General features: G+C 56.6%; 26 protein-coding genes. 10 read left to right on the top strand and 16 right to left on the bottom strand.

Annotated features, from left to right (window positions below; genetic code table 11):
- Positions 1-116: 116 nt before the first annotated feature.
- A complete protein-coding gene (locus tag AB6V08_RS17180; protein ID WP_368544024.1) occupies positions 117-500 on the bottom strand; it encodes a winged helix-turn-helix transcriptional regulator in 384 nt (127 codons plus the stop codon).
- A gap of 84 nt (positions 501-584) precedes the next feature.
- On the opposite strand from AB6V08_RS17180, the gene AB6V08_RS17175 reads away from it, so the two are divergent.
- The 3 genes from AB6V08_RS17175 to AB6V08_RS17165 all read left to right on the top strand — a co-directional run bounded on the left by AB6V08_RS17175 (position 585) and on the right by AB6V08_RS17165 (position 3,380).
- Positions 585-1,433, top strand: coding sequence for an SDR family oxidoreductase (locus AB6V08_RS17175; protein WP_368544023.1), 849 nt, complete (start codon positions 585-587; stop codon positions 1,431-1,433).
- Between the two features lie 81 nt (positions 1,434-1,514).
- A complete protein-coding gene (locus AB6V08_RS17170) occupies positions 1,515-2,339 on the top strand; it encodes an AraC family transcriptional regulator (RefSeq protein WP_368544022.1) in 825 nt (274 codons plus the stop codon).
- 75 nt (positions 2,340-2,414) lie between these two features.
- On the top strand, positions 2,415-3,380 hold the full coding sequence (locus AB6V08_RS17165; RefSeq protein ID WP_368544021.1) for a DMT family transporter: 966 nt from the start codon (positions 2,415-2,417) through the stop codon (positions 3,378-3,380).
- 77 nt (positions 3,381-3,457) lie between these two features.
- On the opposite strand, the gene AB6V08_RS17160 is transcribed toward AB6V08_RS17165, so the two are convergent.
- Positions 3,458-5,107 carry a methyl-accepting chemotaxis protein gene (locus tag AB6V08_RS17160; RefSeq protein WP_368544020.1) on the bottom strand — a complete coding sequence of 550 codons (1,650 nt, stop codon included), beginning with the start codon at positions 5,105-5,107 and terminating at the stop codon, positions 3,458-3,460.
- Positions 5,108-5,354: 247 nt separating this feature from the next.
- On the opposite strand from AB6V08_RS17160, the gene ytfE reads away from it, so the two are divergent.
- Positions 5,355-6,017 carry an iron-sulfur cluster repair protein YtfE gene (gene ytfE, locus AB6V08_RS17155; RefSeq protein WP_368544019.1) on the top strand — a complete coding sequence of 221 codons (663 nt, stop codon included), beginning with the start codon at positions 5,355-5,357 and terminating at the stop codon, positions 6,015-6,017.
- A gap of 95 nt (positions 6,018-6,112) precedes the next feature.
- Here ytfE and cycA read toward each other — a convergent pair whose 3' ends face one another.
- Together cycA and fklB are read right to left on the bottom strand one after the other, a co-directional pair.
- Entirely contained in the window at positions 6,113-7,522 is a 1,410-nt protein-coding gene (cycA, locus tag AB6V08_RS17150) for a D-serine/D-alanine/glycine transporter (RefSeq protein WP_368544018.1), read from the bottom strand.
- A 310-nt stretch (positions 7,523-7,832) separates the two neighbouring features.
- Positions 7,833-8,453 (bottom strand): FKBP-type peptidyl-prolyl cis-trans isomerase, encoded by a 621-nt coding sequence (fklB, locus tag AB6V08_RS17145; protein WP_368544017.1) that lies wholly within the window; start codon positions 8,451-8,453, stop codon positions 7,833-7,835.
- A 233-nt stretch (positions 8,454-8,686) separates the two neighbouring features.
- Here fklB and AB6V08_RS17140 point away from each other — a divergent pair, with 233 nt between their 5' ends.
- Positions 8,687-9,331: an OapA family protein gene (locus AB6V08_RS17140; RefSeq protein ID WP_368544016.1), complete on the top strand. Its 645-nt coding sequence runs from the start codon at positions 8,687-8,689 to the stop codon at positions 9,329-9,331.
- A gap of 44 nt (positions 9,332-9,375) precedes the next feature.
- Here the strand turns inward: AB6V08_RS17140 and AB6V08_RS17135 are convergent, their stop codons facing one another.
- From AB6V08_RS17135 to rpsF, 5 genes are all read right to left on the bottom strand, one after another.
- Positions 9,376-10,305: a DMT family transporter gene (locus AB6V08_RS17135; protein ID WP_368544015.1), complete on the bottom strand. Its 930-nt coding sequence runs from the start codon at positions 10,303-10,305 to the stop codon at positions 9,376-9,378.
- Between the two features lie 152 nt (positions 10,306-10,457).
- Positions 10,458-10,907: a 50S ribosomal protein L9 gene (gene rplI, locus AB6V08_RS17130; protein ID WP_234673016.1), complete on the bottom strand. Its 450-nt coding sequence runs from the start codon at positions 10,905-10,907 to the stop codon at positions 10,458-10,460.
- A gap of 41 nt (positions 10,908-10,948) precedes the next feature.
- Positions 10,949-11,176, bottom strand: coding sequence for a 30S ribosomal protein S18 (gene rpsR, locus AB6V08_RS17125; protein ID WP_000135199.1), 228 nt, complete (start codon positions 11,174-11,176; stop codon positions 10,949-10,951).
- A gap of 4 nt (positions 11,177-11,180) precedes the next feature.
- On the bottom strand, positions 11,181-11,495 hold the full coding sequence (gene priB, locus AB6V08_RS17120; protein WP_014068638.1) for a primosomal replication protein N: 315 nt from the start codon (positions 11,493-11,495) through the stop codon (positions 11,181-11,183).
- Positions 11,496-11,501: 6 nt separating this feature from the next.
- Positions 11,502-11,897, bottom strand: a complete 396-nt coding sequence (gene rpsF, locus AB6V08_RS17115) for a 30S ribosomal protein S6 (protein WP_014068637.1) — start codon at positions 11,895-11,897, stop codon at positions 11,502-11,504.
- Between the two features lie 343 nt (positions 11,898-12,240).
- Between rpsF and yjfY the strand changes: the two genes are divergently transcribed.
- Complete coding sequence (gene yjfY, locus AB6V08_RS17110; protein WP_368544014.1) at positions 12,241-12,516, top strand: DUF1471 family protein YjfY; 276 nt, start codon at positions 12,241-12,243, stop codon at positions 12,514-12,516.
- Between the two features lie 135 nt (positions 12,517-12,651).
- Here the strand turns inward: yjfY and AB6V08_RS17105 are convergent, their stop codons facing one another.
- The 6 genes from AB6V08_RS17105 to ulaA are packed head-to-tail and all read right to left on the bottom strand — an operon-like array spanning position 12,652 to position 17,059.
- Positions 12,652-13,338, bottom strand: a complete 687-nt coding sequence (locus AB6V08_RS17105) for an L-ribulose-5-phosphate 4-epimerase (protein ID WP_368544013.1) — start codon at positions 13,336-13,338, stop codon at positions 12,652-12,654.
- Entirely contained in the window at positions 13,325-14,191 is an 867-nt protein-coding gene (locus AB6V08_RS17100; protein ID WP_368544012.1) for an L-ribulose-5-phosphate 3-epimerase, read from the bottom strand. Before AB6V08_RS17100 ends, AB6V08_RS17105 begins: the two co-directional genes overlap by 14 nt.
- Before the next feature lie 9 nt (positions 14,192-14,200).
- Complete coding sequence (gene ulaD / locus AB6V08_RS17095) at positions 14,201-14,851, bottom strand: 3-keto-L-gulonate-6-phosphate decarboxylase UlaD (RefSeq protein ID WP_368544011.1); 651 nt, start codon at positions 14,849-14,851, stop codon at positions 14,201-14,203.
- Between the two features lie 12 nt (positions 14,852-14,863).
- Positions 14,864-15,331: a PTS ascorbate transporter subunit IIA gene (ulaC, locus tag AB6V08_RS17090; protein WP_368544010.1), complete on the bottom strand. Its 468-nt coding sequence runs from the start codon at positions 15,329-15,331 to the stop codon at positions 14,864-14,866.
- A 9-nt stretch (positions 15,332-15,340) separates the two neighbouring features.
- A complete protein-coding gene (ulaB, locus tag AB6V08_RS17085) occupies positions 15,341-15,646 on the bottom strand; it encodes a PTS ascorbate transporter subunit IIB (protein ID WP_002885682.1) in 306 nt (101 codons plus the stop codon).
- A gap of 12 nt (positions 15,647-15,658) precedes the next feature.
- Positions 15,659-17,059, bottom strand: coding sequence for a PTS ascorbate transporter subunit IIC (gene ulaA, locus AB6V08_RS17080; protein ID WP_368544009.1), 1,401 nt, complete (start codon positions 17,057-17,059; stop codon positions 15,659-15,661).
- 359 nt (positions 17,060-17,418) lie between these two features.
- Between ulaA and ulaG the strand changes: the two genes are divergently transcribed.
- The gene (gene ulaG, locus AB6V08_RS17075; RefSeq protein ID WP_023299142.1) at positions 17,419-18,483 is read left to right on the top strand and encodes an L-ascorbate 6-phosphate lactonase; all 1,065 of its coding nucleotides are present in this window, start codon (positions 17,419-17,421) and stop codon (positions 18,481-18,483) included.
- A 109-nt stretch (positions 18,484-18,592) separates the two neighbouring features.
- Positions 18,593-19,348 carry an HTH-type transcriptional regulator UlaR gene (gene ulaR, locus AB6V08_RS17070; protein ID WP_368544008.1) on the top strand — a complete coding sequence of 252 codons (756 nt, stop codon included), beginning with the start codon at positions 18,593-18,595 and terminating at the stop codon, positions 19,346-19,348.
- On the opposite strand, the gene yjfP is transcribed toward ulaR, so the two are convergent.
- Positions 19,345-20,070, bottom strand: coding sequence for an esterase (gene yjfP, locus AB6V08_RS17065; protein ID WP_368544007.1), 726 nt, complete (start codon positions 20,068-20,070; stop codon positions 19,345-19,347). The two genes, ulaR and yjfP, sit on opposite strands and share 4 nt — an antisense overlap.
- A gap of 137 nt (positions 20,071-20,207) precedes the next feature.
- Between yjfP and bsmA the strand changes: the two genes are divergently transcribed.
- Both bsmA and yjfN read left to right on the top strand, forming a co-directional pair.
- Positions 20,208-20,537 carry a biofilm peroxide resistance protein BsmA gene (gene bsmA, locus AB6V08_RS17060; RefSeq protein ID WP_368544006.1) on the top strand — a complete coding sequence of 110 codons (330 nt, stop codon included), beginning with the start codon at positions 20,208-20,210 and terminating at the stop codon, positions 20,535-20,537.
- Positions 20,538-20,685: 148 nt separating this feature from the next.
- A complete protein-coding gene (gene yjfN / locus AB6V08_RS17055) occupies positions 20,686-20,961 on the top strand; it encodes a DUF1471 family protease activator YjfN (protein WP_368544005.1) in 276 nt (91 codons plus the stop codon).
- Positions 20,962-21,060: the final 99 nt, after the last annotated feature.

Below are 21,060 nucleotides of genomic sequence, written 5' to 3'. Positions count from 1 at the left end.
TAAGATTATCTTTTATGCAGGCAATGAAATCGCTGTAGTCACTCATCGCTCGATCGGTCCCCTCTCCCTGTGGGAGAGGGTTAGGGTGAGGGCACCAGCCCGCATTGCACCTGCATTTACGCCGCCCTATCGTCCCGATTCGCCAGCACCTGCGGCGTATGAACCTCGATCCAGTCCGCCAGCGCAGCCACCTTCTCGCTCACCTCAAACCCCAACGGCGTCAGGCTATACTCCACGTGTGGCGGCACCACCGGATACGACACGCGATCGACAAATCCGTCCTGCTCCAGCGCCTGTAGCGACTGGGCCAGCATTTTTTCGCTCACTCCGCCCATCTTGCGGCGCAGATCGCTGAAACGGTGCGTGCCCTCGCGTAACGCCACCAGAATCAACACGCCCCAGCGGCTGGTGACGTGCTTTAACACTTCGCGCGACGGGCACTGCTCGGCGAACAGGTTTCCGTCACGCAGCTGTTCGCTCAGGGTTGGGGTCGTTTTCATACTTACCTTTTTGTACGTACTTACTAAAAGTTAGTGATGGTGATAGTGTGCCACAACACCAGACAAACACGAAGGAGTTCTCTCATGATCGCGATTACCGGCGCCACCGGCCAGCTTGGCCAACTCGTTATCGAACAGCTGCTGAAAACCGTTGCGGCAGATAAGATCGTCGCCATTGTGCGTAACCCGGCAAAAGCCGCGGCGCTGAGCCAGCAGGGCATTGTCGTGCGTCAGGCGGACTACACCGACCAGGCGGCATTCACTCAGGCGCTGAACGGCGTGGACAAACTGCTGCTGATCTCGTCCAGCGAAGTGGGCCAGCGCGCCGTGCAGCACCAGAACGTCATTAACGCGGCGAAAGCGGCGGGCGTGAAATTCATCGCTTACACCAGCCTGCTGCACGCGGATACCTCCCCGCTCAGCCTGCACGTTGAGCACGTCGCCACCGAGAAGGCGCTGGCCGAGTCCGGCGTGCCCTACGCCCTGCTGCGCAACGGCTGGTACACCGAAAACTACCTGGCGAGCGCGCCGCCTGCGCTGGAGCACGGCGTGTTTATTGGCGCCGCCGGAGAAGGCAAAATTGCCTCCGCGACCCGCGCTGACTACGCGGCAGCCGCGGCGAAAGTGATTTCCGAAGACGGTCACGCAGGCAAGGTGTACGAGCTGGCGGGCGACAGCGCGTGGACGCTGAGCGAGCTGGCGGCCGAGCTGAGCAAGCAGAGCGGCAAAAACGTGACCTACCAGAACCTGAGCGAAGCCGACTTTGCCGCCGCGCTGAAGGGCGTGGGTCTGCCTGCCGGACTGGCAGATATGCTGGCCGACTCCGACACCGGCGCCGCGAAGGGCGGTCTGTTCGACGACAGCCGCACGCTGAGCGCGCTGATCGGTCGCCCGACCACAACGCTTGCCCAGAGCGTCAGCGCCATCCTGTAATTGTTAAAAATTGGTTATTTTTTGTGGCATCCCCCGGGGTCATCTCTGATAATGAAGCGATGACCCACGAGGAGGCTCACCGTGCAAGGCGTACCGGAACAGTTCATTGATGAGAGAGACAGCGCGCGCTTTCGCCACCTGGCGCAGGTGCCGGGCATCGAACTTTATCATGCGCATATCTCAGACTACGCCTTTGAGCCTCACACCCATGAAGCCTTCGGCATTGGCACGATAGAAACCGGTGCCGAGCGCTTTCGCTATCGCGGGACGCAGCACCTCGCCCCCGCACAGTCCGTTGTCACCATGAATCCCGACGAGATCCACACCGGTGAGTCCGCCACCGACGACGGCTGGCGCTACCGGATGGTCTATCTCGAACCCGCCCTGCTTGAAGAGGTCACCGGCCTTCGCCACTGGTGGTTTAGCGAGGTAACGCGCCACGACCCGCTGCGCTCGCAGCAAATCGGTCGGCTGATCTACGGCCTGTGGCACACGGACGATCCGCTGGCGCAAAAAGGGCTGCTGCTGGAGCTTATCGACACGTTCCAGCCCTTCGCCCGTCACGAGCCGGAGGTTCGGGAAGGGGCGCACCGCTTCGAGCGCGTGCGCGACTATCTGCACGACAACTATATGCACCCGGTCACCCTGGACGAACTGGCGAACGTGGTGTCGCTGAGCCCGTATCATTTTCAGCGCCAGTTTAAAGCCCACTTTCACGTGACCCCGCACCAGATGCTGATGGCGATCCGCCTGTGGCGCGCCAAAGCCTTTCTCACCCACGGCATGCCCGCCGCAGAGGTGGCGGCGGCGACCGGCCTGACGGATCAGTCCCACCTGACCCGCGCCTTTACTCACCGCTACGGCATTACCCCCGTGCGCTACCAGAAACAGGTGGCGAAGCGCTAATGCGCAACCTCATACAATACGCCCGCCCTCTCCCCACCTACACTGGACGCAGAGTGAATCAATAGGGATGGAAAGATGGTTAGCGGCGTGTTGTATGCCCTGCTTGCAGGCTTAATGTGGGGGCTGATTTTTGTCGGCCCTTTGATCGTTCCGGAATACCCGGCGATATTGCAGTCCACCGGGCGCTATCTGGCGCTCGGGCTGATTGCCCTTCCTCTGGCGTGGCTCGGGCGGGCGCGTTTGCGCCAGCTGAGCCGCAGGGACTGGGGAACCGCCCTGGCGCTGACCATGATGGGCAATCTCATCTATTACGTCTGCCTCGCCAGCGCCATTCAGCGTACCGGCGCGCCGGTGTCGACCATGATTATCGGCACGCTCCCGGTGGTGATCCCGGTCTTTGCCAACCTGCTTTACAGCCACCGCGACGGCAAGCTGGCGTGGTCGAAGATGGCCCCCGCGCTGGCGTGTATCGCCGTTGGGCTGGCGTGCGTGAACGTTGCCGAGCTAAGCCACGGCCCGGTGGATTTCGACCCGTGGCGTTACGGTACGGGCATTGTGCTGGCGTGCGTGTCGGTGGGGTGCTGGGCGTGGTATGCCCTGCGCAACGCCCGCTGGCTGCGGGAGAACCCGGATAAACACCCGATGATGTGGGCAACGGCGCAGGCGCTGGTGACGCTGCCGGTGTCGCTGGTGGGATACGCGGGCGCCTGCGCGTGGCTGGGCATACAGCAGCCGGCATTCGCCCTGCCGTTTGGCCCGCGTCCGTGGCTGTTTGTCGGGCTGATGGTGGCTATCGCGGTGCTGTGCTCGTGGGTAGGGGCGCTGTGCTGGAATATCGCCAGCCAGAAGCTGCCGACGGTGATCCTCGGACCGCTGATCGTCTTCGAAACTCTGGCCGGGCTGCTGTATACCTTCCTGATTCGCCAGAGCGTACCGCCGCTGCTGACGGCCTGCGGCATCGCGCTGCTGGTAGTGGGGGTGGTGATTGCGGTGAGAGCGAAGCCGGAAAAACCGAGCGTGGTTCCGGCTTCGGAGATGTGAGAATGCCCGGCGGCGCTGCGCTTGCAGGGCCTACAAGACCGTAGGCCCGGTAAGGCGCAGCCGCCACCGGGCGCGGTTTAGAAGGTTTCCCAGTTCGCTTCCGACATCGCCGCCGCCGGTTTTGCCGTGGGGACGAACGCCTTCGCGACCGGGGTCTTCACCGCCTGGTAACGGGTAATTTTAAACACCGCCACCGCCTCGTTCAGGCGCGCAGCCTGGTCTTCCAGCGCCGCCGCCGCTGCGGCAGACTCTTCCACCAGCGAGGCGTTTTGCTGCGTCACGCGATCCATCTCGGCCACCGCCTGCCCGACCTGGTCAATGCCGCGGCTCTGCTCGTCGGAGGCCGAGGCGATCTCGCCCATGATGTCGGTCACGCGGGTCACCGCATTCACAATCTCCGCCATCGTCGCGCCCGCCTCGTTCACCAGCTGAGAGCCCGCGCTCACGCGCTCGCCGGAATCGTCGATCAGCGCCTTGATCTCCTTCGCCGCCTGGGCGCTGCGCTGGGCAAGGGTACGCACTTCACCCGCCACCACCGCAAAACCGCGGCCCTGCTCGCCCGCGCGCGCCGCTTCCACCGCCGCGTTCAGCGCCAGAATGTTGGTCTGGAAGGCAATGCCGTCGATCACGTTGGTGATCTGCGCAATCTTGCTGGAGCTGGTGGCGATCTCGTCCATCGTGCGCACCACGCCCTCCACCACGTTGCCGCCCTTCTTCGCGGTGGACGAGGCGTCCAGCGCCAGACGGGAAGCCTGACGCGCGTTATCGGCGTTCTGCTTCACGGTGGCGGTCAGCTGTTCCATGCTGGCGGCGGTCTCTTCCAGAGAAGCGGCCTGCTGCTCGGTACGGGAAGAGAGATCGTTGCTGCCCGCGGAAATCTCACCCGCGCCGGTGTAGATGGTGTCCGCACCTTCGCGCACCACGCCGACGGTGTTCGCCAGAGAGGTTTGCATCTCCTGTACGTTGCGCGCCAGGATCGCCATTTCGTTTTTACCCTGCGCCTGAATCGGCTGGGTTAAATCCCCCGCCGCGATAGCGCGGATATGGTTGATCACCTCTTCCAGCGGCAGCAGCAGCACGCGGCGCATCGCGATCCAGCTGGAGATAATCACCGCCACGACGAGGATCATCACCGCGGAAAGGATCCACAGGATGCGCTTATAGTCGCTTTCATTATCCTGGATACCTTTATTGGTCAGCGCGGCCTGCGCCTCGCGCCACTCGCGATACACCTTTTGCATCGCGGTCTGCTTCTGCTCGGCGTTCTGCTTAAACATATCTTCCAGGTTGCCCTGGCCCAGCAGCACGTTCATTTGCGTCAGGGTCGCGGAATAGATGCGGTACTGCTCCTCCAGCCGGCTCGACAGCTTCTCGTCCAGCCCCGGGGTTTCCGGCAGCGCGTAGTATTTATCGTAATGGGCCTGGGCATCGGCCAGCAGGTTTTTCGCGGTATTAACCAGCTCGTTCAGCTGACCGCCGTTAATCTGCGAGGCCATGCTGCTTTGCAGGCGCAGCATGCCGCGGTTGAGGGTGACTCGCGCCTGGTTCAGGCTTATCCACGCGTCGGTAAATTCCGCCACGTTCTGGCTCGACACCTGCGACACGGTGAAATTGTCTTTATCGTTGTTGAGCGCATTAATGAAAATGCCCGCGGAGATCAGCTGCATGATGCCGAGCACCAGCAGCACCGAGACCAGAAGGGTAATGACTTTTATACGTTTAAACATGCGTTGCCTTTTTTATATGCAGGATATTGTCTGACCTGTATCTATCGGCAGGCAGGCCGGCTTATTTACGCTTTCTTCAGTTTCAAAACCTCTGTTTCGGTAATTTTTCGAATTCATTCAGCACGTTAAAGGGCAATAAATTTTGTGATCTCTTTCACATATTCAACCGTGCCCCTAAAGGGTTATAGCCACGCCGAAAAGATGCATTTAAAATGCATCTTATATTTTTGATGATGAGGTAACTGCTATGGCCTTCCGCGACCAACCCCTCGGCGAGCTGGCGCTCTCCATCCCCCGCGCGTCTGCGCTGTTTCGTAAATACGACATGGACTACTGCTGCGGCGGTAAGCAAACGCTGGCGCGCGCGGCCTCCCGCAAAGCGCTGGACGTCGACTCGATTGAGGCCGAGCTGGCTAAGCTTGCCGAGCAGCCGGTTGAAAAAGACTGGCGCAACGCCGCGCTGGCGGAAATCATCGACCACATCATCGTGCGTTACCACGACCGCCACCGCGAACAGCTGCCGGAGCTGATTTTACAGGCGACCAAGGTTGAGCGCGTTCACGCCGACAAACCCTCCGTTCCGCGCGGTCTGGCGAAGTACCTGACCATGCTGCACGAAGAGCTCTCCAGCCACATGATGAAAGAAGAGCAGATCCTCTTCCCGATGATCAAACAGGGCATGGGCAGCCAGGCGATGGGGCCCATCAGCGTGATGGAAAGCGAACACGACGACGCAGGCGAGCTGCTGGACGTCATCAAACATACCACCCACAACGTTACGCCGCCGCCGGAAGCCTGTACGACGTGGAAAGCGATGTACAACGGGATTAATGAACTGATCGACGATCTGATGGAACACATCAGTCTGGAGAATAACGTTCTTTTTCCGCGGGCATTAGCGGGGGAATAAAAAGGCCACCGAAGCCTGATGCCCTCACCCCGGCCCTCTCCCACGGGGAGAGGGGGCAAAAACTAAAAACGGCAACCGAAGTTGCCGTTTTGCTTTTACCTTACGCCAGCCATACGTTTCTTACCGATAAACAGCCAGCCCAGACCCAGCGCGATAAACCACAGCGGGGTCACGATCAGCGCCTGGCGGGTATCATCTTCCAGCGTCAGCAGCACGATGACGAACGCGAAGAACGCCATGCACACCCAGCACATCAGCTTGCCCAGCGGCATCTTGTAGATCGATTTCTCATGCAGGTGCGGACGCTGTTTGCGGTACACCAGGTACGAGCACAGGATGATGGTCCAGACGAACATGAACAGGATCGCCGACACCGTGGTGATCATGGTGAATGCGCCAATCACGCTCGGGTTAACGTAGAGCATCACCACGCCGCCCAGCAGGCACATGCAGGAGAAGGTCAGCCCTTTCGCCGGAACGGCACGCTTGGACAGCTTGGCAAACGCGCGCGGCGCCACGCCTTCCTGCGCCAGACCAAACAGCATACGGCTGGTGGAGAACACGCCGCTGTTGGCAGAGGACGCGGCAGAGGTCAGCACCACGAAGTTAATCAGGCTTGCGGCTGCAGGCAGCCCTACCAGGACGAACAGCTCAACGAACGGGCTCTTGCTTGGTACAACCGAGCTCCACGGCGTCACCGACATAATGATAATCAGCGCGAACACGTAGAACATAATGATACGCACCGGAATGGAGTTAATGGCGCGCGGCAGCGACTTCTCCGGATCTTTGGTTTCCGCCGCCGTGGTGCCCACTAGCTCGATCCCCACAAACGCGAACACCGCGATCTGGAAGCCAGCAAAGAACCCGCTGATGCCTTTCGGGAACCAGCCGCCGTCATTCCACAGATGGGTAAAGGACGCCTGGACGCCGGTTGGTGACTGGAAGTGGGTCAGAACCATCACCAGGCCGACAACAATCAGCCCCACGATGGCGACGATTTTGATCATCGCGAACCAAAACTCCATCTCACCGAACATTTTCACGGTGGCGAGGTTCAGGCTCAGCAGCAGGATAATCACCGCCAGCGAAGCCACCCAGTCCGACAGCCCGGGGAACCAGAACTGCGCGTAGGCGGTGATCGCCACGACGTCGGCCATGCCCGTCACTACCCAGCAGAACCAGTATGTCCAGCCGGTGAAATAACCCGCCCACGGCCCTAAAAGGTCGGAGGCAAAGTCGCTAAAGGATTTGTATTCGAGATTCGAGAGCAGCAATTCACCCATTGCGCGCATCACGAAGAACAGCATGAAGCCGATGATCATATAAACGAAGATGATCGACGGCCCGGCAAGACTGATGGTTTTACCCGACCCCATAAACAGCCCGGTGCCGATGGCACCGCCGATGGCGATAAGCTGGATATGACGGTTTGTGAGATTGCGCCGTAGCGACTGTTCAGACGGTGCCTCTTCATCGGCAACGACTTTTACCTGATCTACCATTTGATATTTTCCTGTTATGCCTGTCTGTGTTGTTAAGGCTCTTCTGGCCTTTAAATACGTCAACGAATGACTGTCCCCTGTAGGGGCTAATCGATATTAGGTAAGAATCGGCGGGATGAATACTATGATTTGGATATTATGTTAACAATATGTTGAAAGTGAGTGTCATATCACTCATACAGCGCGAAACAGCTCACAAAAATACACGCAACAGTTTCGTTTGCAAGATAAAATGTTGATTACGTCGTAACTATAGGTTTTATCACTATTTTCCTCTCCCCGGGCGGAGAGAGGAAATAAGCAAAGCCGATTACAGGATTTCCAGCAGCTCGACTTCAAACACCAGGGTGCTGAATGGCGGGATGGACGCACCAGCGCCGCGCTCGCCGTAGGCCAGGTTCTGCGGGATAGTCAGTTCCCATTTAGAGCCAACCGGCATCAGGGTCAGCGCTTCGATCCAGCCTGCGATAACGCCGTTGACCGGGAATTCAGCCGGTTCGCCGCGCGCCACGGAGCTGTCGAACACGGTGCCGTCGATCAGCTTACCGGTGTAGTGAACGCGAACGTGGTCAGTGCGCGCCGGGATTGGGCCATCGCCCTGGTTGATCACGCGGAACTGCAGGCCGGACTCGGTGCTGTTCACGCCTTCGCGCTCGCGGTTCTCTTCCAGGAACTTAACGCCTTCTGCCGCCATCTCTTCGAAGCGCGCGCGACGTACCGCGTCAGCACGTTCGTGGATTTCACGCAGCGCACGGTGAACAACGTCTACCGGAACCGCAGGCTGTTTGCCTTCCAGCGCGTCAGCGATACCCGCCACCAGTGCTTCCGGTAACAGACCTTCCAGGCCGGATTCGCTCAGTTGCTGTCCTACCTGCAAGCCGATACCGTAGCTTGCCTGCGCTTCGATAGTGTCAAAAGTCGGGGTGGTCATGGGTTTTCCTTCCATCACATTTAAAGTAGCGGGCAGCATAACAGTCACACCCCATCCGGTAAAACTTTGTCTTAAGTTAAGATGACAAATTGCGGGGAAACAGAAACAATAGAGTCAGTCAGGAATTTTCCCAAATATGTGTCACGGAAGGCCACTTTGTTACGCCCGTCAGGCAGTTAGCAAACTACACTTCTCAGGACAGGATAAAAAAGACGCGGAGCAGGAGGACAGCCATGCCCGGGCGATTTGAACTGAAACCTACCCTGGTGAAAATCTGGCACGCGCCAGATAACTTTCGCATTATGGATCCGCTGCCGCCCTTGCACCGCAGAGGCATCATTATCGCGGCGCTGCTGGTGATCGTTGGCTTCCTGCTTCCTTCCGGCGGCGATGATAGCGTGAGCGAGCCGGTTACCCGCAACGCCCAGCTGGATATCCAGTCTCAGGCGCAGCCGCAGCCTGACGCTCAGCCGATGCAGACGCAGCTGGTGGCACCAACAAACGATCCGGGCCAGGTCGCGCCGGTGGAGCCTGAGCCGATTCAGGACGAACAGCCGCAGGAGCAGACCGCCGCCCCTGAGCAGACCCAGGCGCAGCAGCCGACCGGTATCGAGCAGCAATGGCGTTCGTATCGCGTCGAACCAGGCAAAACTCTCGCACAGCTGTTCCGCGACCATAATCTGCCGCCGACCGACGTCTACTCAATGGCGCAGGTTGAAGGGGCGGGCAAACCGCTCAGCAATTTGCAGAACGGCCAGATGGTACAGATCCGCCAGAACGCCAGCGGCGTGGTGACCGGGCTGACGATTGACGCCGGGAACGGCCAGCAGGTGCTGTTCACCCGCCAGCCCGACGGCAGCTTTATCCGGGTTCGCTAACGTTTTCATGCCGGGCAAGCGCCAGCGCTGCCCGGCAATCACGCCTAAGCGCTACGCTTGTTCACCCACCAAATCCCGGAACACACCAGCACCAGCGCAATCGCGTACTTCACGTCGAGTATGTTTTCGCCGAGGAAAATGGCGGAAAGCACCGTGCCCGCCACGGGAACCACGAAGTTGAAAGGCGCGATCATACTGACGCGGTTCACCTTCAGCAGCACGCTCCACAGCGCAAAGGCCACGGACGAGAGCAAGGTCAGATAGCCGAGCACCGCCACCGCCGCCAGGCTGTGAACCTCCAGCGTTCCGCCCGTTCCGTAGCCTCCCGCCACCAGCACCGCACCGCCGATGGCAAGCTGCCATCCGGTCATCACCGTCGGGTCGACGGTCTGGGAGATGCGTTTTCCGTAAAGCGTCGCGGCGGAGAGAATAAAGGCCGCCAGCACCACGAAGCCGTCGCCGTTCCACACGAACCTGAACTCGCTCAGCCCGCTGTGGAAGTTCACCAGCATCACCCCGCCAAAGCCGAGAATACAGCCAAGCGCCTTGTTATAGCTGAGCCTGTCGTTGTGGTAGATGAAGTGCGCCAGCAGCACGCTGAAGAAGGTGCCGGTGGCGTTCATGATGGAGCCGTTGACGCCGGTGGTATAGGCCAGGCCGATATAAAAGAAGGTGTACTGGATTGAGGTCTGAGTCAGGCCAAGGATCGTGAGCTGGCCAAACTGTCCGGGCGTTAGCCGGGCAATCGGCTTGCGCTGGGCAAGGGCGAACAGCAGCAGGAGCAGGCCCGCGAAGAGAAAACGGTATCCGGCAAAGACAACTTTAGAGGGGATATCGTCCGTCGCAATATTAAACAGCTCATAGCCGCTTTTGATTGCCGGGTAAGAGCTACCCCACAGCAAGCAGCACAGCGTGGCGCAGGCATAAGCGACGTTTTTACGGGCGAAAATCGGTGCGGATAAGGGGGTGTCCATAGCAAATCTCAAAGATAAAATTGCGTTTCATTTTATTATCTGAGAATGCGCCAGGAATAGCTACCATACAAGATGAAAAGGCGGAATGGGGTCGCGCTAAAAAGCAAAACGCCGGCACAAGGCCGGCGCTTCGACGTGAGCAGAGTAAAAAATTACTCAGCTACAACGTTAACTACCAGTTTAGCGAACACTTCGCTGTGAACCTGGAAGTCCACTTCGTGCTCACCAGTGGTACGCAGAACGCCGTTCGGCAGACGAACTTCGCTCTTAGCAACGTTCACGCCAGCTGCAGTTACAGCGTCAGCGATGTCGCGAGTACCGATGGAACCGAACAGTTTACCTTCGTCGCCAGATTTGGAAGCGATGGTAACGGTACCCAGTGCGTTGATTGACTCAGCGCGAGCGTTAGCAGCCGCCAGAACGTCAGCCAGTTTGGCTTCCAGTTCAGCGCGACGTGCTTCGAAAAACTCTACGTTTTTCTTGGTAGCTGGAACAGCTTTACCCTGTGGAACCAGGAAGTTACGAGCGTAGCCCGCTTTAACGTTTACCTGATCACCCAGGCTGCCCAGGTTTGCTACTTTATCAAGCAGAATAACTTGCATTACCTTATCCTCTTAAAGTCGTATTAATGGACCGTGCCCGATTACTGATGACGATCAGTGTACGGCAGCAGAGACAGGTAGCGAGCGCGTTTGATAGCGCGAGCCAGCTGACGCTGGTATTTTGCACGAGTACCGGTGATACGGCTTGGGACAATCTTACCGCTTTCGGTGATGTAGTTTTTCAGCGTTGCGATATCTTTATAGTCGATCTCTTGAACGCCTTCCGCGGTGAAACGGCAGAACTTGCGACGACGGAAATAACGTGCCATATGGCTAGTCTCCAGAATCTATCAAATCAATCTGCTCGGCATGCAGAACCATTTTGCTCAGACCGTTCTTTGCCTTGTGGCAAGAGATGAACCCCTGAACGATTACTGCACTACCGACCGTTATACTGTGAGTAATGGCCTGGTTTTCGTGTCCGCTAATAATAACGGGCATTTGGCACCACGCCTGCCGGTGAAACCCGGCTTCCTCTTGCACAGAACGATGCTCAAGCACGAACTGGCAATGCGGAATTCCTGATGGACTGACCTTTCGAAGGGGGGTCCTGCACACTGTGCCTGACAACACCAGACGGTTGGTCATCAGAAATTACTCTTCAGAATCCCCAGCATCAGAATCATCTGCGGTTTCGTTTGCGAAATCATCGCGACGCTCACGGCGCTCGTCTTTCGCTTTAACCATCGGAGATGCTTCGGTAACTGCGTTTTTGGTACGCATAACCATGCTGCGGATAACGGCATCGTTGAAGCGGAAGGTAGTTTCCAGCTCATCGATCACTTCCTGCGGAGCTTCAACGTTCATCAGAACGTAGTGTGCTTTGTGCAGTTTGTTGATCGGGTAAGCCAGCTGACGGCGGCCCCAGTCTTCCAGACGGTGGATCGTACCTTCTGCACCAGTGATGGCAGCAGAGTAACGCTCGATCATACCCGGAACCTGTTCGCTCTGGTCAGGATGGACCATAAAAACGATTTCGTAATGACGCATCGAATTGCTCCTTACGGATTATTCAGCCTCCTGTCTGGGTCAGCCGAGGCCCGGGGAGGCAAGGAACGTGTTAAAGGTCGGCTGAAAAATTGACGCGTCATAATACTTGCGCGCCCCTGGAAACTCAAGCTGATTGCACAAATAATTCGCACAAAGCGTAAAGCTGGACTAAGTGGATGATTTAAAATTAATCACATTCGAAAGCGTTGTTTTTTTGAACAACAGCATCAGAAATGGTCACCAATCCCCATCAGAGAAGCGATTACACTTTAATCAGAGACCATCCAAAGGCAGAAGGAGAAGTATCAACCGTCACACAGCACGCAGTCGTGGAGCGCATATCATGAAAAAAATCGCAATTGCCATACTGGCTGCGCTTTTGCTTAGTGCAAACGCGATGGCAGCCATCAAAATAGACGGCCGACAGGCCAGAAACATGGATGATGTGCAAAGCTTGGGCGTAATCTACATCAATCATAATTTCGCCACAGAAAGTGAAGCAGATCAGGCACTCAATGAAGAAACCGATGCACAGGGCGCGACCTATTATCACGTGATGCTCACGCGCGAGCCCGGCAGCAACGGCAATATGCACGCCAGTGCGGATATCTACCGGTAACGCTTTAACGCTAGCACCAGGAAAGCCAACAAAGACAAATAGCCATAGTTTGATTTGCCCCCTGCCCGGGGGCATTTTTTTGGATGGCTCTGAAATACCCCCGGTTACAACATTTTGGTATTCCAGAGCACTTTTTCACTTCTGCCCGTAGTAGGCGTTCGGGCCATGCTTGCGCATGAAATGCTTGTTCATCAGGTAATCATCAATGCCCTGAAGCTGCGGGTTAATGCCGCGGGCAATCCACGCCATTCTCGCCACCTCTTCCATCACCACCGCGTTGTGTACGGCGTCGTGGGCATCTTTTCCCCAGGAGAACGGACCGTGCTGATACACCACAATCCCTGGCGTATGCAGCGGTTCACGTTCACCGAGCGTTTCCACGATCACATGCCCGGTGTTGAGCTCGTACTGCCCTTCCACTTCCGCCTGAGTGAGCGCTCGCGTGCAGGGAATATCACCGAAGAAATAGTCTGCGTGAGTGGTGCCCAGCGCCGGAATCGACAGCCCCGCCTGCGCCCAGGCCGTGGCATGGGTTGAGTGGGTATGCACTACGCCGCCGAGGGACGGATAACGCCGGTAAAGCGCCAGATGGGTCGCGGTATCCGAAGATGGACGCCATTTTCCCTCGACGACATTTCCCTCGAGATCCACGACAACCATATCGTCAGCCGTCATGGTGTCGTAAGCCACTCCGCTGGGCTTGATGACAACCCGTCCCTGCTCGCGATCGATAGCGCTGACGTTGCCCCAGGTGAACGTCACCAGGCCATAGCGCGGGAGATCCATGTTGGCTTCATAAACCTGCTGCTTAAGCTGCTTCATGTTTAGCCTCCAGCAAACCGGCCCGCACCATGCGTTCGCGCACCCAGTCTCGCGCCTTCGCCACCTCGCCCGCCGGATCGTCTGACGTTTCACTCCACATCTCAATCAGCCAGGGCCCGCAATAGCCAGCCTGCTTGAGGGTCTGGAAGCACCGTTCGAAATCCACCACCCCGGTGCCGAACGGAACATTTTTGAACACGCCAGGACGCGTATCCTTCACATGCACGGCGACGATATGGCCCATCCCGGCCTGTAGCTCCATCTGCACATCGTTATCCCATGCCGACAGGTTGCCGATATCAGGATAAAGCTGGAACCACGGGTTGTTCAGGTAGTGGGCGTAACCCAGCGCCTTGCTGATGGAGTTCATGAGCGGATAGTCCATGATCTCCATCGCCAGCGTGACCTGCGCACGGCTGGCCATCTCCACGCTCTCTTTCAGCCCATCGCGGAAGCGGCGGCGGGTTTCGTCGTTGGCTTCCTGATAGTAGACATCGTAGCCCGCCAGCTGGATAACGCGGATCCCCACGTCCTGCGCAAACTGAATCGCCTTGCGCATGATCTCCAGCCCCTGAGCGCGCACCGCATCATCTTCGCTCCCCAGCGGGAAACGGCGGTGGGCGCTCAGGCACATTGAAGGCACGCGCACGCCCGTCTCAGCCACTGCGCTTACCAGCGCCAGACGCTGCTCGCGGCTCCAGTCCAGGCGGGACAGGCGTTCGTCGGTTTCATCGACGGACATCTCGACAAAATCGAAGCCCAGCTGCTTCGCAAGCTGCAAGCGCTTTAACCAGCACTCCCCCGCGGGGAGCGCCTTTTCATAAATGCCAAGCGGGACCTGTTTCGACAACATACCCACTCCTTAGCCCCACAGCTGAGCGATAGAGCGTTTGAACTGGCGTGCTGCTTCTACTGGAGAAGCCGCGTCACGGATGCTGCGTCCGGCGATGAAGACGTGAACAGGGATGCCTTTGAACAGCGGCAAATCTTCCAGCGCCAGGCCACCGGTTACGGTCACTTTGAAGCCCATATCCGCCAGACGTTTGATGGCGCTGATATCCGCCTCGCCCCAGGCCACACCTGCGGCCTGCGCATCGCGGCTGCGGTGATAAACCACCTGCTGAATGCCCGCATCGCGCCACTCTTGCGCCTGCTCCCAGGTCCAGAAACCGGTCAGCTCAATCTGCACGTCGCCGTTGAACTCTTTCGCCACATCCAGCGCGCCTTTGGTGGTGTTGATATCCGCACAGCAGATCACGGTGACCCAGTCCGCGTTGGCTTCAAAGCACATGCGAGAGAGGATTTTCCCGGCGTCGGCAATTTTGGCGTCGGCCAGCACGATTTTGTGCGGATACAGCGCTTTCAGGTCGCGAACGGCGCGAACGCCTTCGGCAACGCAAAGAATGGTGCCCACTTCAATAATGTCCACTTCATCAGCAATCAGGCGCGTGGTTTCATAGGCAGAAGACATTGATTGGTTATCCAGCGCAACCTGCAACATGGGTAATGACATTTGAAATTCCTCTTAAACAGCCGCCGCAGTGGCGTTATCAATTAAATCCAGCACTTCCTGCTCGGTACGGCAGGCGCGTAAACGGTCGAAATTGGCTTCGTCATCAAACAGATTCACGATCTGCATGATGCCCACTTCCTGGTGGGTATTGGCGTCGACGGCAGCCATGGTGATCAGAATATCGACCGGGTCGTTATCTTCGTGGTTGAACACCAGCGGCTCTTTGAGCGTCACCAGCGCGAATCCCGTTTTCTTAACGCCCTCTTCCGGGCGGCCATGCGGCATCGCCAGCCCTGGCGCAATCACAAAGTAAGGACCATGTTCCGCCACGCCATCGAGGATGGCCTGGTAGTAGCGCGGCTCAACCACGTCAGCCTTAACCAGCAGGTCAACGCTCAGCTTTACCGCTTCCTGCCAGGTGCTGGCCTCGGCCTGCAGCAGAATCGAATTATTCTCGACCAGAGAATCACGTAGTTTCATGTGCCGTCCTTACTTCACGTCTTGTGGGAAGTGCGCTTTGATCACTTCCAGCAGCTTTGGACCGAAATCGGCAGGCGACAGCATATTGCGCACGCCCACGACGTGTTTGTTGCCTGATACGGTAATTTCACCGGCGATATGGGTAGAGGCGATGATGATGTCCGCGCCGTTCAGTTCACTTTTGTATTCCCCCACCGCGCAGCTGTTCACCGTGTGGTCGATGTTTGACTGGGTTAAAAACTGGTCCACTTTCATCTTCATGATCATGGAGCTACCTTGCCCATTGCCACACACAGCCAGGATACGTACGGTCATAATCGAAACTCCTTAGTGAGCAGACACTTCTGCTGTTTGTTTTTCCGCATCTTCTTCAGCCCGCAGCGAGCGACCAGCGAAGAACATATAAGCCAGAGCAATCAGGATGATGACGGCCATTGAGATCAGCCCGACAGAGAAGAAACCTTGCATCATCGGCGGTGCCAGAATTGACCAGTCAGCCATGCCCATCCAGGCGCTCATGCCGGTCAGCTTGACGGCCCATACGCAGCCGAAGATTTCAACCATGCCCATCACCAGACAAATCTTGAGCGCTGCTCGCCAGCCGCCAAAGTGGTTAGCGAATACGCCAATGGTGGCGTTAGAGAAGAACATCGGGATGAAGCCAGGGATGATAAGAATGGAGGAGCCGCAGCCGACCAGGATGCCGACGGCAATCAGCTGACCGATGGTGCCCCACATAAAGCCCCACACCACGGCGTTTGGCGCAAAGCTATAGATAGCCGCACAGTCGATTGCCAGCACCGCACCCGGAATTAATCGCTGGGAGATACCGTTGAAGGCTTCGGACAGCTCGGCCACGAACATACGCACGCCCTGAGTGATGATGAAAATCGCCACGGCGAACGAGAAGCCGGTTTGCAGGATGTAGATAGTCCAGTGGGTTTTACCCGCCATCGCCTGAACCACGTCGATACCGAAGGAGAGCAGGATGGCACCGAAGAAGATGGTCATGACAATCGCGGTAGAGACAATGTTGTCATGGAAGATGTTCAGCCAGCCCGGCAGCTTGAGATCTTCAACGCTCTCTTCTTTTTTACCTAGGAACGGGGCGACTTTATAGGCAATCCAGGAGGCAAACTGCTGCTGGTGACCGATGGAGAAACCGCAGCCGTCGGTCACTTCCTGGGTCGGCTTGTACATCATATTGGAGGTAATGCCCCAATAGAGCGACACCAGAATCGCCGTGCAGATAATGGTCGTCCACATCGGATAACCGAAGATAAAGAGGGAAACCGCAATCAGCCCGGCCTGCTGGAACATGATATGACCGGTGAGCATGATGGTGCGGATACCGGTGATACGGCGCAGCAGAACGTAAATAATGTTGAGCGCCAGGGCGAGCAGAACGGCATACCCGACCCAGCTGTAGGCATCACCCATGCGGTCGATAGTGGCCATCATGGAGGCGTAGGTGTCAGAGATGGCGCCGTTGATGCCGTACACTTCCGACATTTTGGCAACGACAGGCTTGAACGTGCCGGTCAGAATGCCAGACCCCGCCTGTAACAGCATGAAACCTATAATAGTTTTAATCGTGCCTTTAATTATCACACTCACGCTTTTACGTAACAGGATATAGCCCAGACACGTCACGATACCCAGCAAGAGCGGAGCATTTGTCATTACCTGGTTAAAGAAGACGGTAAAGACGCTGTAGAGAATTTCCATAACACTCTCCAGAAAGTGGATACACGAGGTAACCCCCGTGCGGTTGGTGTCATCACTCTAGTAATCACAAATAATCACCACAAGATTGCATTTGATTATTTGTGAGCCATCACGCAAATTATTTCCCCATACTTAATAGTGATTTTCATTTAGATACAAATCGCCAACATTATTTCTTTAAATTCATACAATTAATCATTTACAGGCTTTATCTGTGTACGCATACATCAAACCCATCCTGCGTCCACCTGGCAAATCAAAGCGAAAAAACAGCATTGCAATGTTGATTTAATGGTGACAACATAAATCACAACATGTCACCATGTGATTACATTTGATTTTTTAGAGGGAGTACGACGATGAGTAAAGTGAAAACCATCACCCGCGAATCATGGATTCTGAGCACCTTCCCTGAGTGGGGCAGCTGGCTGAATGAAGAGATTGAACAGGAACAGGTTGCGCCGGGCACATTCGCCATGTGGTGGCTTGGCTGTACCGGTATCTGGCTGAAATCAGAGGGCGGCGCCAACATTTGCGTCGATTTCTGGTGCGGCACGGGCAAACAGAGCCACGGCAACCCGCTGATGAAAAAAGGCCACCAGATGCAGCGCATGGCGGGCGTGGAAAAGCTTCAGCCAAACCTGCGTACCACGCCGTTTGTGCTCGATCCGTTCGCCATTCGCCAGATCGACGCGGTGCTTTCTACCCACGATCACAACGATCACATCGACGTGAACGTGGCGGCAGCGGTCATGCAGAACTGCGCTGACGACGTGCCGTTCATCGGGCCGCAGACCTGCGTCGATCTGTGGATCGGCTGGGGCGTACCGAAAGAGCGCTGCATCGTCATGAAACCAGGCGATGTGGTAAAAATTAAAGACGTTGAAATTCATGCTCTTGATGCATTTGACCGTACCGCGCTGATCACTCTCCCGGCGGATCAGAAAGCGGCAGGCGTGCTGCCTGACGGCATGGACGAGCGTGCGGTGAACTACCTGTTCAAAACCCCTGGCGGTTCGCTCTATCACAGCGGTGATTCCCACTATTCCAACTACTACGCGAAGCACGGTAACGAGCATCAGATCGACGTTGCGCTGGGTTCATACGGTGAAAACCCGCGCGGTATCACGGACAAAATGACCAGCGCCGACATGCTGCGCATGGCGGAAGCGCTGAACACCAAAGTGGTGATTCCGTTCCACCACGATATCTGGTCAAACTTCCAGGCCGATCCGCAGGAGATTCGCGTGCTGTGGGAGATGAAGAAAGACCGCCTGAAGTATGGCTTCAAGCCGTTCATCTGGCAGGTTGGCGGCAAGTTCACCTGGCCGCTGGATAAAGACAATCTTGAATACCACTATCCACGCGGTTTTGATGATTGCTTCACCATTGAACCCGATCTGCCGTTCAAATCGTTCCTGTAATTGCACGACCATCGCCAGACCCGCGTGTCTGGCGATTTTATATTTTGCTTAGTAATTTCAGGCTATTTCAAATATCATCTTTAAAAATCAATTCTCATCGGAATAGCTCATGACGGAAGCGCAACGGCATCAAATTTTACTGGAACTACTGGCGCAAACAGGGTTTGTCACCGTCGAACAAGTGATTGAGCGCTTAGGGATTTCCCCGGCAACCGCGCGGCGTGATATCAATAAACTGGATGAAAGCGGAAAGCTCAAAAAAGTCCGCAATGGCGCGGAAGCCATTAGCCAGCAGCGTCCACGCTGGACGCCGATGAATATCCATCAGGCGCAGAATCACGATGAGAAAGTCCGCATCGCCAGAGCCGCATCGCAGCTGGTGAACCCGGGCGAGAGCGTGGTCATCAACTGCGGCTCTACCGCGTTTCTGCTGGGTCGTGAGATGTGCGGAAAGCCGGTGCAGATCATTACCAACTACCTGCCGCTGGCGAACTACCTTATCGATCAGGAACACGAAAGCGTGGTGATCATGGGCGGGCAGTACAATAAGAGCCAGTCCATTACCTTAAGCCCGCAGGACAGTGAAAATACCCTTTATGCCGGGCACTGGATGTTCACCAGCGGCAAAGGCCTGACCGCCGACGGCCTGTATAAAACCGATATGCTGACGGCGATGGCCGAACAGAACATGCTGAACGTGGTGGGCAAGCTCGTGGTGCTGGTCGACAGCAGCAAAGTCGGCGAGCGCGCCGGGATGCTGTTCAGCCGTGCGGAGCAAATCTCGATGGTTATCACCGGCAAAAGCGCCGACCCCGTGATCCTCCAGAAGCTGGAAGATCAGGGCGTCACCGTTCTGCGCGTTTAAAGGTGTTGGCGGAAAAACGCCACCGTTGCATCCAGCGCCGCTGGCGTGATCCGATGGCGTACACCGGCTTCCCACAGGCAGGTGAGGTTTTTATCTAACCCTTCGCGGATCAGCGCCTGCTGCAGGCGGAAGGTTTCCCCCGCAGGCACAACGTCGTCGGCTTCGCCGTGCCACAGGAACAGAGGCCTGTTTGCCAGGTTTGGCAGCGCGTAGCTCACTTCCCACTCCGCCAGCGAGGCGATTACGGCTTCTGCATCATCCTGCGGGGGAAACAGCGTCTGCGCCAGCGAAGTGAAGTACCCCGAGCCCATCAGACAGGCCACGGATTTGACCTCCGGATGGCGCGTCATTATCCCCAGCGCCGTCATGCCTCCCATCGACGCCCCGGCCACCGCCAGGCGGTTGTCGGCCACCAGCCCGGCCTGATACAACGCATCGCGCAGCGCGGCGAACTCCACCAGGCTGCCGCGCAGAATCTGCCAGAACTGCCCGAGCCGCGCCTGCTCGTTACCCGTGAAGCGCGCGCCGTGATCGGGCGCATCCGGCATCACTACGCGAAAGCCGGCCTGCGCAAGCGCCACGGCAAAGTAGCTGTAAACCAACTTAGAGGAGGTAAACCCATGATAAAAAACCACAACGGGCAACGGCTGGTCGCCTTTTCCCGCCGGAAATGCGTGGAGAATTTCGTGCTCGCCGAGGCGCTGCGTTTGAAGTTCAATCATTGTCGATCCTGTGCAAATGAATGATTCATAATGTTGAGAACTGGGTTACGCTTTCACGATATTTTCATTCGAAATATACGCCCCAGATAACACTTCGGGAACATTCCCCCAAAACTAAATTTACAGACAACTACACTATGGCTATCAGGAAACGAGATATGGTTATGCGCAGGTTTGCTGCTTTATTGCTGGTATCACTGCTCTGTGGCTGTAGCGCGTTGCAAGGCACGCCGCAACCCGCTCCCCCGGCTACCGATCGTCCGCAGGAAATTCGTCGTAATCAGACGGAAGGATTACAGCGAATGGGAACGATCTCCGCGATGGTTCGCGGTTCCCCGGATGATGCCCAGGACGCCATCAGAGCGCAGGCCGCCGCAGCAAAAGCAGATTATTACGTCATCATTATGGTGGATGAAACCATCATTACGGGACAGTGGTATTCACAGGCGATTTTGTACCGTAAGTAATGGTCATCATTTGAACGACATTTACACTGCTTTGCGTCCATAGACATTTTCCTGTCCACAATAAACTCCATGCCCGCACCAATGGAAGTGAGTTTATTTGCGAAGGATTGCCCGGCGGATACCGGAGACATGTGAAATGGAGCTGACGATGAAACGAACCCTTGCTTTGACCTCTCTGTTGCTTTCTGCAGGCCTTGTAAGCACGACCGCTCAGTCAGCTGAATTTGCCAGCGCTGATTGTGTGACGGGCCTGAATGAAATCGGCCAGATCTCCGTCAATAATATTTCGGGGAGCCCGCAGGACGTTGAACGTGTAGTTGCATTAAAAGCAGATGAACAGGGCGCTTCCTGGTATCGCATCATCCAAATGCAGGAAGATAACCATGTCGATCAGTGGCGGGTACAGGCCATTCTCTATGCTTAATTGTCCATGATAAAAGCCACTCAGTTTTAGTGGCTTTTATTTTTTGCAAATCTTTTATCTCAAAACAAACCTCTCAAAAACAATTAAATAATATTTTGT

This window comes from Enterobacter soli, assembly GCF_964208575.1.
Lineage (GTDB): Bacteria > Pseudomonadota > Gammaproteobacteria > Enterobacterales > Enterobacteriaceae > Enterobacter > Enterobacter soli_A.
The sequence above is the reverse complement of the archived record's forward strand: the minus strand, read 5'-3'. Positions and strand labels throughout refer to the sequence as shown.